Here is a 17,411-nt window from a genome sequence, read left to right as displayed (position 1 = left end):
CTGTTGAAATTTCGCTGGTCATCTGTGGCTTGGAGCGTAGCATACTTACTTTTGCTGCTTAGTTTAACGACTCCACTCCTCATCATCACTACCCTGTTTATGATTGTTCCGGCAGTAGTGTTGTTTACTACACTGAACACGAGACAATTTGTGCTGCATGTATTGCCGGTGTTGCTGATTGTAGGCTTGATTACACCAATTTATCTGTTGATAGCTGCGTATTTCTTAATACCGGCTCTGGTTATGGGGCGCTGGTATAAAAGACATGCCCCGGCTATGTCTACTGTGATCGCAGGTACGGTTACGATTCTTGCACAGTTCCTGCTGCTTTTGCTGCTGGGTACGGCATTATTTAATTTTGACCTGTCTACCTATGTGAACGATGTATTGCAAATGGTTAATTCACCTCTGTCCGAGCTCGGAACTACCAATCCTCTGCTCACTGATATTGGATTTTCAACTGAGGATGTAAACAAGATAAGTCATATGACGGTCCAAATGATCCCTATGACTCTAATCGTAAGCTCCTTCATGATTGCTGTGATTACGCATGCTATTGCCCGCCCGATTCTGAACAGTATGAATTATGCAGTGCCTAAGATGAAGCCTGCACGTGAATGGAGACTTTCGAGATCGTTTATTTGGTACTATCTGATTGGTGTTGTTCTACAGCTCTTCTTCTCAGGGTCGGAGAACAATTTCATCCTCATGATTTCTGCCAATCTTCTGCCATTGCTGCGAATTGGCTTTATGATTCAGGCCATCGGATTTTTCTTCTTCCTGGCGCATGAACGCAAATGGAACAAGATGTCTGCCGTTTTGTTAGCGATACCGGTTATTTTACTGCCGCCGCTGCGCATTATTGGTATTATTGATCTTGCGTTCCCACTGCGGGAGTATGTGACCAAATCGAAACGATAGGGTGAGAGTTCATGCCTAAATTTCTGCAAAGACGCTGGCACGGCTATCATACCGTATGGGCGTTCATGCTGCTGTTGGTCCTTATTATAATTGTCAGTGTCTATAACTGGGCGCTTGGGGTCGCCGGCCTGTTTCTGTCAGGTACTTTATGCTTCTATATGTTGAAAGCGGAGATCTCGTTCCGTCGTAATCTGGTGGAATATATTAATGGGCTGTCTTTCCGCATTAAGCGGGTAGAGGGCGAAGCAGTCAGCATGCTGCCGCTTGGAATCATTCTGTTTAGCGAGGATCGAACGGTGGAATGGAATAACCGCTATGCCGGCGATATTTTCGCACGCAAGTCTTTAGTTGGGGAATCACTGCAAGAATTATTGCCTGATATGCAGTCTTTTTTTACAGGTGCTGCAGCGGGTAAGCGGGAGGTCGGCAAAGAAGGTGTGCTCCATGACACCCGCCTTGAGATCACCGTGGATGAACGATTTTATCAAGCTGTCATTATTCCGAGTGAGCGTATTCTTTACTTGTATGATATCACTGAGCTTGTGGTGTTACGTGAGCGGTATGAGGATGAGAAGCTGGCGATCGGCATAGTGATGATGGATAACCTGGATGAATCCGCTCAAGGAATGGATGATCAACAGCGAACCTCGCTGATTGCTAAGGTGACGAGTGAGATCACTGAATGGAGTAAGCAGTTTGAGGTTTATCTGCGGCGGTTGTCCTCGGAACGTTATCTAATGCTGCTTAATCATCGTAGCCTGCAAGCGTTGGAAGAGAGCCGCTTCGTGATTCTAGATGAAGTCAGAGAAATGACTGCTGATCTCAAGGTACCTATGACACTGAGTATTGGTCTGGCCTTTGGCGCAGACTCCGCAAGTGAATTAGGGGCATTGGCCCAATCCAGTCTAGACATGGCGCTGGGCCGAGGTGGTGATCAGGCGGCTGTAAAAGCAGGCCAACGGTTATCCTTCTACGGTGGCAAGAGTAATGCTGCTGAGAAGCGTACCCGAGTGCGGGCGCGGGTCATTGCGCATGCTTTGCGGGATCTGATGCAGGAGAGCGATCGTGTGCTGATCCTCGGTCATCGGACACCGGATATCGATGCTGTGGGTGCTGCAATCGGCCTGTTAAGGGCTGCGCAGATGTATAATGTAGAGGCTAGCATTGTGATGGAGACTCCAAATCCATCGATAACTAACATGATGGAGCAGATTCGTAAGGATGACGATTTATATAAGTCATTCATCACAACGGAGCAATCCCTACAGATCATGACAGAGCATACCCTGCTTATTGTTGTGGATACACATAAGGCGTCTATGACGATGGAGCCGCGGCTAGTACAATATGCCAGCAGAATCGTAGTGGTGGATCATCACCGCAGAGGTGAAGAGTTCATTAATGATGCTGTATTGGTATATTTGGAACCTTACGCTTCATCGACCTGTGAGCTGGTGACAGAGCTGCTTCAGTATATCCATGAGAAGGTAAAGATCAGTCCGCTGGATGCTACAATGTTGTTAGCGGGGATCACGGTGGATACAAAGCACTTTGCGCTCCATACGGGTTCGCGTACCTTTGAGGCGGCAGGCTTCCTGCGCCGGAATGGTGCCGATACCGTACTTATTCAGCGCATGCTGAAGGAGGATTTACAGGAGTATATTTCCAAAGCCGAAATTATCAAACATGCGCGAATGGTGTATGACCAAATCGCGCTCGTAGTTACGGCACCAGGCATGAAAATCCCGCAGCTTCTTATTGCTCAGACTGCGGACACGCTGCTTGGGATGACCAACGTAGTCGCTTCATTCGTCATCAGCGAGCGGCCTGACGGCCTGATTGGCATTAGTGCCCGATCACTCGGACGTATGAATGTACAGGTCGTGATGGAGAAATTAGGCGGCGGTGGGCATCTGTCCAATGCCGCAGTACAGCTTGAAGGAACATGTAAAGAAGCAGAAGCCAGATTACTGCAGGTGCTGGCGGAAATCGAATCGAAAGAGGGGTTATTCGAATGAAGGTCATTTTCATAAAAGATGTTAAGGGTCAAGGTAAAAAAGGTCAGGTTAAAGAGGTATCCGAAGGTTATGCTTCCAACTTCTTATTGCCACGTGGATTGGTTCGTCCGGCAACGGAAGGCAACGTGAAGACGCTGGAGAATCAAGCAGCTGCTGAACAACGCCGTAAAGATAACGAAAAAGAAGAAGCACAGCAATTGGGTAAGAAGCTTGATGAGTTAACACTGACAATGAAAGCAAAATCAGGTGAAGGCGGACGTTTATTCGGCGCTATTACAAGCAAACAGATTGCTGAGACACTGGCTTCCACCAAAGGAATTACTATTGATAAGCGCAAGATTGAATTAGGTGAGCCAATTCGCCATATAGGAGTATTTCAAGTAAGCGTAAAATTGCATACTGAAGTAAAGGCCACACTTAAGGTTGAGGTAACGGAGGAGTAACATGGGTGGAGATCTCTTTTTCGATCGGGTTCCCCCGCAGAATCTTGAAGCCGAGCAGGCGGTAATTGGTGCGGTTCTGTTGCAGGATGAAGCGCTCATTACTGCAATGGAACGGGTGAATACTGAAGACTTCTACGATAAAGCGCATCAAATGATTTTTGAGGCGATGGTGCAGCTCGGAGAAGAGAGCCAGCCGATTGATCTTGTTACACTTACGTCCAGACTGCAGGACAAAGGAGAGCTTGAAGATATTGGTGGTGTTAGCTACTTAGCTAAGCTGGCGCATGCCGTGCCTACTGCTGCTAACGTAGAATACTACGCCCAGATTATCGAAGAGAAAGCCATGCTGCGCCGTTTGATTCGCACAGCCACGCAAATTGTGAGCGAAGGTTATACTGGCGGTGAAGATGTAGCCGATATGCTGAGTGATGCAGAGCGGCGTATTCTTGAAATCTCCAACCGGCGGAGCGGCAGTGGATTTATTGCGATCCGCGATGTCTTGATGGAAGTGTTCGACAAGGTTGAGTTGCTTCATCAAAATAAGGGGGGTACCTCAGGTATCCCAACCGGATTTGTGGATTTAGATCATATGACTAACGGATTCCAACGTAACGATCTGATCATTGTTGCGGCTCGTCCATCTGTTGGTAAGACTGCATTCGCCCTGAATATTGCACAGAACGTGGCAGTACGCGCTAAAGAAACTGTTGCGATATTCAGTCTGGAAATGTCAGCGCCACAGCTGGTACAGCGGATGATTTGTGCTGAAGCCAACCTAGATGCCAATATTATGCGTACCGGTGACTTCAAGAGTGATGATGATTGGTCCAAGCTGACGATGGGCATTCAGTCTCTATCTGAAGCGGAGATTTATATCGACGATACACCAGGTATCACGGTAACCGATATTCGTGCAAAGTGCCGGAGACTGAAGAAGGAAAAAGGACTTGGCATGATCGTCATCGACTACTTGCAGCTCATTCAGGGCCGCGGTAAAGGCGGAGAGAACCGTCAGCAGGAAGTATCGGATATATCTCGTACATTGAAGCAGATTGCCCGTGAGCTGGATGTGCCGGTTATTGCCCTGTCGCAGTTAAGCCGGGGTGTAGAGCAGCGTCAGGATAAACGTCCAATGATGAGTGACTTGCGTGAATCGGGTTCTATCGAGCAGGATGCCGATATTGTTGCGTTTCTGTATCGTGATGATTATTACAATGCGGATACGGAGAAGAAGAATATTATTGAGATCATTATAGCTAAACAGCGTAATGGTCCCGTAGGCACGGTAGAACTGGTCTTTCTTAAAAATTTCAACAAGTTCGTTAACTACGAGCGAGCACATGCGGAACCCTTTGCTGGTTAAACCTGACATGTATAATTCCCGAACGATTGCACATTTCTTTGTGTAATCGTTCGTTTTATTTGACTTTGAAAAAAACCGCTGTTACACTGAGAATTGTCCTTTAGCGGGTTAAATCTGCTTGGCGTCCGGAGGGCCACGTACATAAGAATGACGTATAGGGCCCATATTATGAAAAATAATGGTGCTAAGTAGCACCTACGGAGGAATGAACATGTCAACGGTAGTCGTCGTGGGAACACAATGGGGAGACGAAGGTAAAGGGAAAATCACTGACTTTCTAGCGGAAAGTGCAGATGTGGTCGCCCGTTATCAAGGGGGCAATAATGCCGGTCACACGATTCTGATTGACGGTGAGAAGTTTAAGCTCAGCTTGATCCCTTCGGGTGTATTTTATAAAGAGAAAACTTGTGTAATTGGTAACGGAATGGTTATTAATCCGGCTGCCTTGATCCAAGAAATTAATTATATTCACGAGAACGGTTTTGACACTAAGAACTTAGTGATCAGTGATCGTGCTCATGTCATTATGCCATACCATATGGTGCTGGATGCTCTCGAAGAAGACCGTAAGGGTCCGAACAAGATTGGTACTACACGTAAAGGTATCGGTCCTTGTTATATGGATAAGGCAGCACGCAACGGTATCCGTATTGCTGACTTGATGGACGCTGAGGAATTCGAACTGAGACTCCGCCCCTTGATGCAAGAGAAGAACCAAGTGATTACACAGGTCTATGGTGCGGAAGCTCTTAACGTAGAAGAGATTCTGACTCAATATCTGGAATATGCAGAAGTGCTGCGTAATTATGTAACAGACACCTCTGTTATTCTTAATGAAGCCATTGATGCGGATCGCAAAGTGTTGTTTGAAGGTGCGCAAGGAGTAATGCTTGATATCGATCAAGGTACGTATCCGTTTGTTACTTCATCCAACCCATCTGCCGGTGGGGTATGCATAGGTTCTGGTGTGGGACCGTCCAAAATCAAACAGGTTATTGGGGTTGCAAAAGCCTATACCACTCGTGTTGGAGATGGCCCGTTCCCTACAGAGCTGAATGATGCAACAGGTGATTATATCCGTGAAACAGGTCATGAATATGGCACAGTTACCGGACGTGCGCGCCGTGTAGGCTGGTTCGACAGTGTAGTTGTGAGTCATGCTCGTCGTGTAAGTGGAATCACAGGGCTATCTCTTAACTCGCTGGATGTACTTAGCGGACTTGAGACTGTGAAGATCTGCACAGGCTACAAATACCGTGGTGAGGTAATTACTCATTACCCTGCTAGCCTCAAAATGCTGGCAGAATGCGAAGCGGTATATGAAGAGCTTCCAGGCTGGAGCGAAGATATTACTTCTGCAAAAACGTTGGATGATCTTCCAGCCAATACACGCAGATATGTTGAACGTGTATCTGAGCTTACGGGTATTCCGATTGCTATCTTCTCAGTGGGTCGTAACCGTGAGCAGACGAATCAAGTATTGCCAATTTATATCTAAAACCTAGTTATACTAAGGAGCCTCGTTAGAGGCTCTTTTTTTTGTTCTGAGGACTATATATCTCTCTTTTGGGGCCTAGATTTATGCCTAGACGTTTCCCAAGGCCGGTTCTAGTCAATACTGGATGTATAGAAGAACATGTACATGATCTACCAGATAGACTTGAACATAGGTGAGAGGAGAAATGAAGATGAAGATCGTGAAGCGTGCACTTAGCGTATGTCTGATTGTGGTACTTGCCAGCACTCTTTCAATTCTAACAACGGGCGTGGTTGTAAATGCTTATATTCAGTCGGTACTGGCTAGCTTCGATATTAAAGTGAATACTCCCGGTCCGGGATTTGGAGGAATGATTCGGAGCATTATTGGCATGGATAACAAATCTGACTCGGATACAGCTAATAAAGAAGTAACCACAGGGAGTACAGTTAGCAAGGAGACCGACAAAAGCACGGATTCGCCAGCTAAAGGCAAGGGTGAGCCCGTAGATGATAATACTCCGACTGATGCCTTACCAGTTATGGGGCAAGTTACAACCGAAAGTTCAGCTGATAACGGAAGTGGAAGTGTTGGTGACCAACAATTAGTAATGACACCTGAGGCACTCAGTGACTTTAAAGATAATCTTCCATCGGAAGAGAAGGTAAATATATTCAATATTTTGATGTCCAAACTACCCCAGGATGAGATGGCAAAAATTTCAACAGCGATGGAGGATGGATTAACAGAAGATGAGGTTAAAGAGCTGCAGCAGGTAATTGCAAAATATGTTGATGCAGACGAATATGAGAGCATAATGAAAATGCTTACACCAACTACAGAATCTACGCAATAGCATTTGTAATTGTCACTTTATAGACACATGAAAAAGGTTAAAATTTCATATTTGCGCAAAAAACCCGCGTATTTGGCGGGTTTTTTGTTATGTCTAAAGTTGAAATTTTTCTCTAAGCTATGGTACAGTAAACAAGGACCTCAAGAGGTTAATTTTTTGTAACCTCCTTAACAACCTTTTTTATAGGTTCATTAGAAGCAGGAATTAAGCACTAGTATACGCAGAAATTTACATGGACGTAATCTATATAATCGAGGTCGTACAATTAGCTTGGCCGCTTTTGTCGGAAGTAAAAGCGGACTGAAAGGGAGAGTTTCATGAAGGGATTTAAGTTCATGCGTCGGATGAGCAAGCTGCAGGATGGACATCCAGCAGAATCCGAGGCGAATGTTCAACAGAGCCACAATTTCGATCACGACTCCAAACACTTTCAACAAGAGAAAGGTACTCGCAGATTTCGGCGTGCTTGGATTTTGGGATCTGTCGGCCTTGTGCTTCTAGCTACGGTGTTGGTTGGAGCAGAGAAAAAGTATGTAGCTGCTAACACGGTTACCTATTATCAAGTGTTGGTGAAGGGTGAAGAAGTCGGAAAACTTACCGATCAGACGCAGCTTAACCAGCTATACGATAAGAAACAACGAGAATATCAGGAGAAATATCCGAACTCAACCATGGTGCTGCAAACAGAGGGCATAACAATAGAAGAGCAGAAGGCATACAAGCCAGAAGTTGATAGTGAGGCGACACTTACTAAACTAGATGGAATGCTGAAAGCTTATGCGGTAGGCGTGCAATTGATGGTAGATGGCAAGGCCGTTGGCATAGTTAAGGATCAGGAAACTGCAAATGCTGTGCTTGAAGGGGTAAAAAATCATTATGTCCCACAAGCAGAAGTAGCAACGACGGCTAGTAAGCTAACAAGAACGGCTGCTTCCAGCTCATCTGCTGCAAAAGCGAAGACTCCGGAGCAAGTAGAGTCGGTAGAGATTAGTGAAGATATTTCTATCGTTCCTATCAAAGCAGATCCTAATAAAGTGTTGGATGTGGAGGCAGCGGTCCAGACACTTACCGAAGGTAAAGAGGCGCCCCTTCTTTATACCGTTCAAGAGGGTGATACGATTTCGGGGATTGCCAAACGGTTTGAAATCACCCAAAAAGAGATTTATAGTAACAATCCTAACGTGAAAGAGCTGACGTTGAAGATTGGAGATACACTGAAGCTGAAGGTACCCCAACCAGATGTTACAGTAGTAACTGTGGAAAAAGTGACTGAGCAAATAGTGACTGAGCCGGAAGTGGTTGTGCGTTCGAGCGATCAGCTAGCGGCAGGCAAAAGCAAAGTCGTTCGTCCAGGGCAAACTGGACTTAAAGAAATGGAGTATCGGGTAACGAAGGAAAATGGTACGGTCGTCCAAGAAGAATGGTTAGGCCAGACCGTTATACAAGCCTCGCTGCCAGAAGTTGTTTATCGGGGAACGAAGGTTGTTGGTGAAGGAACAGGCATGTTCAGTTGGCCGGTAAGCGGGGCGACACTGACAAGTAGCTTCGGCGAGCGTTGGAGCCGTGCCCATAAGGGTATTGATATGGTATCTAGCAATCGGAATATAAAAGCTTCTGATGCCGGGACCGTGATCTTTGCAGGTGTGCAGAGTGGATACGGGAATGTAGTTATTGTAGATCATCGCAACGGATACCAGACCTATTATGGTCATTTAAAAAGCATCTCGGTTTCTACAGGCCAACGCTTGGAGCAGGGTGGCAAGATTGGCGTAATGGGCAGCACCGGACGTTCGACGGGTACACATCTGCATTTTGAGATTCGGAAGAATGGCACTGCTGTAAATCCAATGAAGTATTTGCAATAATTCATACTTTGTCCTTTAACTGCTCGATTTCAATCGGGCGGTTTTTATTTTTTTTAATCTACGAGTGACGGCAAAGCCGTTTCTTTTTGCTGGGCAGGGGGATTGCTTATTTCGTAGGATGTGACGGTTAGACAGGTATGTTAAAATAAAGGAATGATCATTAAGTAAGGATAGGAAGGTGAAGCTGGGACATGCAGATGGGAACGATTCTGGTAGTAGATGATGAACAGCCTATTGCTGATATATTGAAATTTAATTTAGAAAAAGAAGGCTACGAGGTTATTTGTGCTTTTGATGGCAACAGTGCAGTGGAGCTGGCATTGTCCAAAAGGCCCGATCTTATGCTGCTTGATCTTATGCTGCCCGGCAAAGATGGTATGGACGTCTGCCGCGAGGTGCGTTCTGCGCACTTGGACATTCCTATCATTATGCTTACAGCCAAGGACGGAGAGATTGATAAGGTACTTGGCCTGGAGCTTGGTGCTGATGACTATGTGACCAAACCTTTTAGTACACGTGAATTGCTGGCCAGAGTTAAAGCCCAGATGCGGAGACAGCATAAACCGTCACCACAGGGGATGGCGAGTGAACCAGCAGAGAATAAGCAGGGCATTTATCATTTTGATCTGTTTATAGATACAGATATGTATTTGGTCTATAAGGGCGGGGAGCCGCTTGACTTGACCCATCGTGAATATGAGCTGCTCTACTATATGATCAAACATGCCGGTAAGGTGATGACTCGGGAGCATTTGCTGCAGGCAGTGTGGGGATTTGAGTATTTCGGTGATGTGCGGACCGTTGACGTGACGATCCGTCGTCTAAGAGAGAAAATTGAGGAGAACCCCAGCAAGCCCGAATATATTTATACTCGGCGTGGACTCGGCTATTTGATGCATAGCCCTAAAAATGGAGGACTGTGATGAAGTGGCGGTCCTTTATCCGGACAATTCAGGCAAAACTTATTATTATTTACGTATTGCTAATTCTGATAGCTATGCAGTTGATCGGGGTTTATTTTGTCAGCTCGATGAAGAACTCGTTAACAGATAATTTCACCAAGGACCTTAAAGCACGTGCTGAGATGTTGTCTATCCTGACTGCTGATAAATTTGGTAGTGAGGCTGGAACCGCAGATGAGGAAACCGCTGTGGAAAGTCTGCGCGGAATGGTCAATAATCTGTACATTAACGGGGCTGAGATTCAGGTACTGGATGCCAGCGGCAAAATCATCACCACTTCCGTTCCCTCGCAGAATGACTATGTCGGGCAGCGTAACACCCAGACAGTTGTGAATCGGGCCTTGCAGGGCATCAGTGATAACGAGGAATATATTATTGCCGATGATAATGTGCGTAAAAAGGTTGTGGCCAAGCCTGTGCTCTCGGGTGACAAGGTAGTGGGCGCAATCTATATTGCTGCTGACATGAAGGATCTATACGCCACGATGGGCCGGATCAATAGTGTATTTATCTCAGGTTTGCTGTTAGCTCTAGCGTTAACGGTTGTTTTATGCGTCATTCTGGCGCACACCATCACGCAGCCTATTAAGGAAATGACGAGGCATGCTACGGCTGTCGCTGAAGGCCGATTCAATCGTAAAATGCCCGTATTGGGCAATGATGAAATTGGACAACTCAGTCAGGCGTTCAATTATATGACCGGTAGATTGCGTGAGGCACTCTCGCAGAATGAAGAGGAGAAGGAGAAGCTTACCTCTATTCTGACGAACATGAGTGATGGTGTCGTGGCTACAGATGAGAACGGAGTAGTGATTCTGATGAATCGGCGGGCAGCGCTGATGCTCGGAAATGAAGGACCGTTGCCGGAAGGTGCCCCTCTAGATAAATTGTTGGGCTTAGATTACGAACAAAGCGGATCTCTGGCTAAAGGCAATGCCCAATCTGCAATGCTTCATCTGACTCATATGGGTGGAGAAGATTCTAATATCGTAAGAGTGACGTTTACTCCGATTCATCGTCGTGAGGGTGGCATTGCCGGCACAATTGCTGTGCTGCAGGATGTCACCGAACAGGAGAATCTGGAGGAATCACGCCGTGAGTTCGTGGCGAACGTTTCGCATGAGCTAAGAACACCACTTACCACTATTAAAAGCTATGTTGAAGCACTGGATGATGGAGCACTTGAAGATCCGCAGCTGGCGGTTCGATTTGTTGGGGTTATTCGCAACGAAACAGAACGGATGATTCGTCTGGTCACGGATTTGCTGCATCTTTCCCGTCTGGATTCCAAGGAAGCTCTTCTTCGAATTCAGCAGACGGATATTACCGAGATGCTGGAGGATGTGGCGGATCGTTTTTCTTTTCAAATTCGGCAGAAGCGTATAGATATAAGTACAAGGGTCCGCAAAGATGTTACCACGGCGTGGCTTGATCGCGATCAAATCGATCAGGTCTTGGGGAATTTGGTCTCCAATGCGCTAAAATATACGCCAGAAGGCGGTACGATTGAACTGGAAGCGTTGAAGAATGAGGATGGAATGCTCTCCATTTCTGTGCGTGATTCGGGGATAGGGATTCCGAAAAAGGATATCGAGCGGATCTTCGAACGATTTTATCGCGTGGATAAGGCACGTTCGCGGAACATGGGAGGCACCGGCCTTGGCCTTTCCATTGCCCGGGAAATTGTGAAGGCACATGGAGGCTCCATTTCCCTGCAATCCGAGCTAAATGAAGGTTCAAAGGTAACCTTTACCTTGCCTTTGAACGAGCAAAGGGGGAGTGAGGCATGAAGGAACGAATCAAATCATGCATTCTAGCCTTGCTCGTGCTCGGAAGCCTGGTTGAAAGCTATTATTTGATCTACCGTTTGCCTGGTGCTGATTCAGCAGTGCTTTCTGAGAACCTGTATGTGAAGACAGATAATATGGGTCCGGAAGAGAAGGTAGAGAACCTGTTATACCCTGACAAAATGATCATCCATATGGGAGAAGGCAAACATACGCTTTTTTATCCGGACTCTACGTTCTATAGCTTGATCATGAATCGCTTAAAAGGTCGTGGCTTCGAAAGCTTCCAACGGCACTCGGTACAGGATTATGATTGGGATAAGATCCGCAATGAGAATCCTGGGATTGAGCTTTCATTCGGAGCGGGCATTCCGGTAACGTTATTGCAGCGGGTGATGCAGTTATCGCCAGATTCCCTTTTTGAAGGAGAAAGCATTGATCGCATTTGGATCTATAACATTAAGAATGATTCCAAGGCCCATGCTATTTTCTTCAGTACGAGAGGCGACATCATATACGAAGCGGCAAAAGCGGATTTAACGGTTCAGGATGTGCAGCAGCATGTTGATTTCGGTAAGAATTGGACGCCTTACAAGACCGTAAGCGGGGATTATTATGTGCCAGACAGTAAGATTTCTCTGGTTCAGGTAGACATGCCTTCCGGGATGTACACCATAGAGCAAATGCAGAGTAATCTTTTCTTCGATGTTGGAAGCACTAGATATATTCGGGAGAAAAACGGCTCGGAGATTTATACGGATAGCAAACGGAGCCTTCAGGTGGACCAGGGTAAGAACTGGATGAGCTATAGTGACCCTGCGGCGCTTCCAGCTGGAGAAAGTACCCCTGCCAAGGATGCTTTGGAAGCTGTAGAATTTGTGAACCAGCATGGCGGATGGAATGGGACTTACCGTTTGGAGGCTACAGAGGAAGGCAGACAGGAGAGAAAGGTCTCTTTTCAACAATATTATGGCTCCTATCCGTACGGCTCCTATCCGATAATGAGCAATTCATCATTACAGTATGGTGTAATAAATCTGGAACTGCAGCAGGGAACAGTATCCTCTTATGAACGTTCTCTAATCTATATAGATGAAAGTAAGGCCGTAAAAAAGGTAGTGGAGCTATCTGGAGGTGCGGATCTGGAGTATAGGTTGTCTCTGGTCAGTAAAACTTCGGCAGTGAAGGATTTAACGCCTGCTTATGTACCTGAGGTGAAGGAAGATCATCTGGAGCTGATACCTGTCTGGAAAGTTACACTTAGTGATGGCAGCGTTCTTACTTTAAATTAATGGACAAATGGCTCATATAACAATTAGGAGGTTCGGGTATGGATTGGGGAAGAGCTAAAAATGTACTGATTTGCGCCTTTTTAGGTCTGAATCTGCTGCTATGTTACCAGCTGTGGGTCGATTTGCGCGATCAGGTTAGTGCTAATCTTGATTTTACTTCCCTGTCTGCTGAGACCCAAGCCGTAATGGAGCAGAAAGGGATTCGTGTATTGTGTCCCATTCCGGCGTCTACCCCGCAGCTTCCTAACATTACTTATCGTTATTCTGCTGAAGAGCAGACTGAACCACCAATTAAATTAGATGTACCTATAGACAGCAAGCTGATCTATTCTTCCTTCTCAGAGCTTAGCAAGGCGCTTGAGGATAAGATTCCTGACATTTCCAATTATCGCTTTGATTCACAGGAAAGTGAGGTAGGAAAGTTCGTTCTTCATCCGCTGGTTCAAAATCAGTGGTCGTTGTTCCGTGTTAGGCTAGAGTTGATTAACAGTGATCAAAAAATCGTAGCTTACCGCTGGCCGAAGATTGAAATAGGGACAAGCAGCAGCGATAAAGAACAGAAGGTGCTTCCAGCATCGCAAGCACTTAGTAGTTTGATAGAGAAGTATTTCCCGGCAGATTCCGTAGTGAAGGAGATTGAGCTGGGGTATTACGGTGAGCTGTTCAACTCGGAAAGTCAGGTAGCTTCGCCGATGTGGCGGTTTATGCTGGAGAACGGCAATGCCTATTATGTGGATGCTATTAGTGCGGACATCATCAGTCCTAAGACAACAGAGTAGAAGGAGTAAGGAAAATGGGGATTTCATTTACAGTACTGTCCAGTGGTTCTACCGGCAATGTAACGGTGGTACGAAACGGGGAGACAACACTTATGATTGACGCAGGTTTTAGTGCCAAGCGGATCGATGAGCTGTTGGCCATGCGTGAACTAACGGGTAATGATATAGACGGGATTCTAGTTACACACGAACATTCCGATCATATCAAGGGACTCGGGGCCATGGCCCGTAAATACGATCTTCCGATTTATGCGAACACCAATACCTGGGGAGCTATCGAGAAGGGAATTGGTAAAATACCGGAGTATAACCGTATGATCATGGAGTCTGGCCAGCACAAGGATTTCGGCAGTATGCGAGTAGAATCCTTCGCGATTTCTCATGATGCAGCGGAGCCAGTGGGTTACAATTTTTATGATGGAAAAGAGAAGTTATGTGTAGCTACAGACCTGGGCTATGTTAGTGATAAGGTAAGAGATGCAATTTCAGATGCAGATGTATTGGTGCTGGAGGCGAATCATGATATCGAATTGCTGAGAATGGGACGTTATCCGTGGAATACGAAACGGCGCATCCTAGGCGACATGGGTCACCTTTCCAATGAGGCAGCTGGAGCTGCGCTTAGTGAAATTCTTACAGGGCGGACCAAACGGACCTATTTGGCGCATTTAAGCCGGGATCACAATATGATGGATTTGGCAAAAATGTCGGTACGCGGCGCAATGGAGGATCGGGGCTGTTTTTTCAAAGATAGTGAGTTCAGACTGTGTGATACGTATTATGATCAACCTACGCCATGGGATAAGCTGAGCCAGTCATAAGCTGATCAAGTTCAGCGGTCTTGCGATCTAATTCTTGGCGGGAGATCAGGCCTTTTTCAATCATCAATTCGATCATTGCGCTAAAGGCAAGGGTCATGTGGTAGTGTTCATCCTTTAAGTCACCAAGCTTACCGATAAACTCGACTAAATCCATACTTGTTGAAAAAGAACTCATAATTAATCCTCCTTTAATAGTGTGAATTTATAGTGTAATTAGAACTGAAAACTGTAAAAAATTCGCAGGTGTTTTAGCTGAGGAAAATCCCGAATTGCAGGTTGCCTGTGATACAATTAAAAGCGTGATGAGCAAAGCTAAAATTTTAGGGACACTTCTATTTTATTGTAGTCTTTTAAGTTGCAAAATATTCCTAATAGAGAAGATATATTAAAAGATTATCATAATCTAACGATTGATCGAAACTCTTGTGGGGTTAATGGATAAAGTGAAACTTTTTAGTGATATTTGGAGTCTAATGGTTACAGAGGTTTGGTTCGGACGTGGTTGCTATAGGTTCAGGTCTTAACAACAGTGAACGCTTGGCAATAGAAGGGGGAGATTTTCGGTGGGATTGTTTGATGATGATTTCTATTCAACTAAAGTTTCGCGGTCCAGAGGGGATGAAGCATCAAAGGGATCGTTTGCTAACCGTAGACATTCTGTACGCAGATCGCGTAAAGGGCTATCTACCTGGCAAATATCCGCCGTTTGCTCCTTAGTCAGCGCTGTGGTGGCAGTTCTGTTATTCAGTATGTTTACAGGCCAGATGAGTCATGAGACTGCTCAAAAGCCGGTTGTAACAACTGGAAATGTTGCCCCAAGCAGTAGTGATCCATTTGACCGGATTATTCAAGCTGCTGCCACGGTTCGCCCTGCAGTAGTAAGTATTATCAATCATAAAGAAGATAATGAAGAATTAAACATTCTGGATGAGTCCGCACTAGGCTCAGGAGTGATCTATAAAAAGACAGGAAATAAAGCATTTATCATTACCAATAATCATGTCATCGAAGACTCCGGTAATCTCGAGGTAGTTACAGTGAACGGAGAGACCCGTAAGGCAACACTCGTTGGAACGGATAAAGTAAGCGACATTGCGGTACTCTCTATTGATGCCAAAGGAATCGATACCATCGCGCAGCTCGGTGATTCCTCTAAGCTTCGTCTAGGTGAAACGGTCATTGCTATCGGTAATCCGCTAGGACTTGGTGATACATTGACCTCGGGGATTGTTAGCTATACTGAACGGATGGTTCCCGTATCCCTTAATCAGGATGGAGTATATGACTGGGAACAAGAAGTGATACAGACTGATGCGGCGATTAATGAAGGAAATAGTGGCGGCGCGTTAGTGGATCTCGATGGCAAGGTCATTGGAATTAACACGATGAAGATTTCAGATACGGGTGTAGAGGGTCTGGGTTTTGCAATTCCTGCGAATCATGTGATAGATATCGCTAATGAGCTGGCTGAAAAAGGGCATATTGCCCGTTCGTACTTGGGTGTATATTCAGTTGATTTGAACAATCCGTACGTTCCACTAGCAGAAGATCAACGCAATGAATTGAACCTGCCGAACAGTGTTAAGGATGGAGTAGTTGTTCTAGAAGCCGTTGGCCCTGCGAAGGAAGCTGGACTGCAATTCAATGATGTCATTACCAAATTTAATGATCAATCCATCATATCTACCCTTTCTCTTCGCAAGTACTTATATAATCATACGAAGATCGGTGATGATCTGAAAATTACTTACTATCGAAACGGCGAGGCCAAACAGGCAACAGTTAAACTTCTTGAAAAACCACAGGAATAATATGCTGGAAGTCGGTATATAATGATATAGCAGTTACGACAAGTAGAGCGGACTACCCCTTCGATTCCGAGGGGGTACCTTCTTGAAAAAGCGGATAAAAGTAACGTTTTTGGGAAAGCTATTTTTCTAAAACCATGATAATTATGCCAGAAAAAGGATCTATTTAGGGAATAAACACTAAGTGGCAGCCCTTACATTGGAAGGTAATACTTATTAGGGCAAAACCGGATATATTCGGATGCTTGCTTGCCTTTGCTAATCAGGTGTGGTAATATGATATCAATCATACATTTAGTCCCTAATTCTCGCATTGAAAAGGGCTGTCATATTTGGTAATACAACCTTTTTCAATGTGTGAATTTTTTCTTTGTTTGAAGATAAAAAGAACATATTAATTTAAATTTGTGGAGGTAACACACATGCAAACAGGTACAGTTAAATGGTTCAACGCAGAAAAAGGATTCGGATTTATCGAAGTTGAAGGCGGAAGCGACGTATTCGTTCACTTCAGCGCAATCACTGGCGACGGCTTCAAAACTTTGGACGAAGGCCAACGCGTTGAATTCAACGTTGTTCAAGGCAACCGTGGACCACAAGCCGAAAACGTTGTAAAACTGTAATAATAGAAGAAACCGTCCCAGCTTGTGAAAGTTGGGACGGTCTTTTTATATCTAGTTACTCACTATTGACTTACAGGATGGGAGGAACGGCAATGAACTACCGGAAGAAACCTTTGGAAGAAATACCGGAAGAAAATACCGCAATTTGGGCATGTACCAATGAGGGATGCAACGGATGGATGAGGGATAATTTCGCATTTGAACATGCGCCTTCTTGCCGTCTATGTGACTCTCCAATGGTTCGCAGCACGAAGATGCTACCCCAATTGCTTAATTCGAATGGCGATCTCAAATCGCTGAAGAAGGGTATTTCCATCTAACCAATACCTAAATGAGTCAAGCATTTAATAGAACGACGAACCACTCAAGACGGGTAAACCGTCTTATTTTTTTTGC

16 protein-coding genes are annotated in these 17,411 nt (G+C 45.4%); 15 read left to right on the top strand and 1 reads right to left on the bottom strand.

The window, feature by feature from the left end; translation table 11 throughout:
- Positions 1-3 precede the first annotated feature (3 nt).
- The 12 genes from NYE72_RS30365 (at position 4) to NYE72_RS30310 (ending at position 14,584) form a co-directional block, all read left to right on the top strand.
- Positions 4-921, top strand: a complete 918-nt coding sequence (locus NYE72_RS30365) for a DUF2232 domain-containing protein (protein ID WP_036677800.1) — start codon at positions 4-6, stop codon at positions 919-921.
- 11 nt (positions 922-932) lie between these two features.
- Positions 933-2,939 (top strand): DHH family phosphoesterase, encoded by a 2,007-nt coding sequence (locus NYE72_RS30360; RefSeq protein WP_036677802.1) that lies wholly within the window; start codon positions 933-935, stop codon positions 2,937-2,939.
- Positions 2,936-3,382, top strand: a complete 447-nt coding sequence (rplI, locus tag NYE72_RS30355) for a 50S ribosomal protein L9 (protein ID WP_036677804.1) — start codon at positions 2,936-2,938, stop codon at positions 3,380-3,382. Before NYE72_RS30360 ends, rplI begins: the two co-directional genes overlap by 4 nt.
- A 1-nt stretch (position 3,383) precedes the next feature.
- Positions 3,384-4,745, top strand: a complete 1,362-nt coding sequence (dnaB, locus tag NYE72_RS30350; RefSeq protein WP_036677807.1) for a replicative DNA helicase — start codon at positions 3,384-3,386, stop codon at positions 4,743-4,745.
- A gap of 211 nt (positions 4,746-4,956) precedes the next feature.
- On the top strand, positions 4,957-6,243 hold the full coding sequence (locus tag NYE72_RS30345) for an adenylosuccinate synthase (RefSeq protein ID WP_036677809.1): 1,287 nt from the start codon (positions 4,957-4,959) through the stop codon (positions 6,241-6,243).
- A gap of 190 nt (positions 6,244-6,433) precedes the next feature.
- Complete coding sequence (locus tag NYE72_RS30340) at positions 6,434-7,078, top strand: hypothetical protein (RefSeq protein WP_076132908.1); 645 nt, start codon at positions 6,434-6,436, stop codon at positions 7,076-7,078.
- Between the two features lie 317 nt (positions 7,079-7,395).
- Positions 7,396-8,943: a M23 family metallopeptidase gene (locus NYE72_RS30335; protein ID WP_094901082.1), complete on the top strand. Its 1,548-nt coding sequence runs from the start codon at positions 7,396-7,398 to the stop codon at positions 8,941-8,943.
- A 191-nt stretch (positions 8,944-9,134) separates the two neighbouring features.
- The gene (gene yycF, locus NYE72_RS30330; RefSeq protein WP_036677815.1) at positions 9,135-9,866 is read left to right on the top strand and encodes a response regulator YycF; all 732 of its coding nucleotides are present in this window, start codon (positions 9,135-9,137) and stop codon (positions 9,864-9,866) included.
- A complete protein-coding gene (gene walK / locus NYE72_RS30325; protein ID WP_036677817.1) occupies positions 9,866-11,695 on the top strand; it encodes a cell wall metabolism sensor histidine kinase WalK in 1,830 nt (609 codons plus the stop codon). The genes yycF and walK overlap by 1 nt, the downstream gene beginning before the upstream one ends.
- On the top strand, positions 11,692-12,984 hold the full coding sequence (gene yycH, locus NYE72_RS30320; protein WP_036677820.1) for a two-component system activity regulator YycH: 1,293 nt from the start codon (positions 11,692-11,694) through the stop codon (positions 12,982-12,984). The genes walK and yycH overlap by 4 nt, the downstream gene beginning before the upstream one ends.
- A 38-nt stretch (positions 12,985-13,022) precedes the next feature.
- Positions 13,023-13,763, top strand: coding sequence for a two-component system regulatory protein YycI (gene yycI, locus NYE72_RS30315; protein WP_036677823.1), 741 nt, complete (start codon positions 13,023-13,025; stop codon positions 13,761-13,763).
- A 14-nt stretch (positions 13,764-13,777) separates the two neighbouring features.
- Positions 13,778-14,584 (top strand): MBL fold metallo-hydrolase, encoded by an 807-nt coding sequence (locus tag NYE72_RS30310; protein ID WP_036677825.1) that lies wholly within the window; start codon positions 13,778-13,780, stop codon positions 14,582-14,584.
- On the opposite strand, the gene NYE72_RS30305 is transcribed toward NYE72_RS30310, so the two are convergent.
- Entirely contained in the window at positions 14,553-14,759 is a 207-nt protein-coding gene (locus NYE72_RS30305) for a hypothetical protein (protein WP_036677826.1), read from the bottom strand. The genes NYE72_RS30310 and NYE72_RS30305 overlap by 32 nt on opposite strands.
- Before the next feature lie 388 nt (positions 14,760-15,147).
- Between NYE72_RS30305 and NYE72_RS30300 the strand changes: the two genes are divergently transcribed.
- From NYE72_RS30300 to NYE72_RS30290, 3 genes are all read left to right on the top strand, one after another.
- Positions 15,148-16,395, top strand: coding sequence for a trypsin-like peptidase domain-containing protein (locus NYE72_RS30300; RefSeq protein ID WP_036677827.1), 1,248 nt, complete (start codon positions 15,148-15,150; stop codon positions 16,393-16,395).
- Positions 16,396-16,814: 419 nt separating this feature from the next.
- Positions 16,815-17,015, top strand: a complete 201-nt coding sequence (locus NYE72_RS30295; protein ID WP_019914582.1) for a cold-shock protein — start codon at positions 16,815-16,817, stop codon at positions 17,013-17,015.
- Between the two features lie 92 nt (positions 17,016-17,107).
- Positions 17,108-17,335, top strand: coding sequence for a cold-shock protein (locus NYE72_RS30290; protein ID WP_036677829.1), 228 nt, complete (start codon positions 17,108-17,110; stop codon positions 17,333-17,335).
- Positions 17,336-17,411 lie beyond the last annotated feature (76 nt).

Origin of the sequence: Paenibacillus sp. FSL L8-0333 (assembly GCF_037965665.1) — a bacterium.
Taxonomy (GTDB): Bacteria; Bacillota; Bacilli; order Paenibacillales; family Paenibacillaceae; genus Paenibacillus_AQ; species Paenibacillus_AQ odorifer.
The sequence above is the reverse complement of the archived record's forward strand: the minus strand, read 5'-3'. Positions and strand labels throughout refer to the sequence as shown.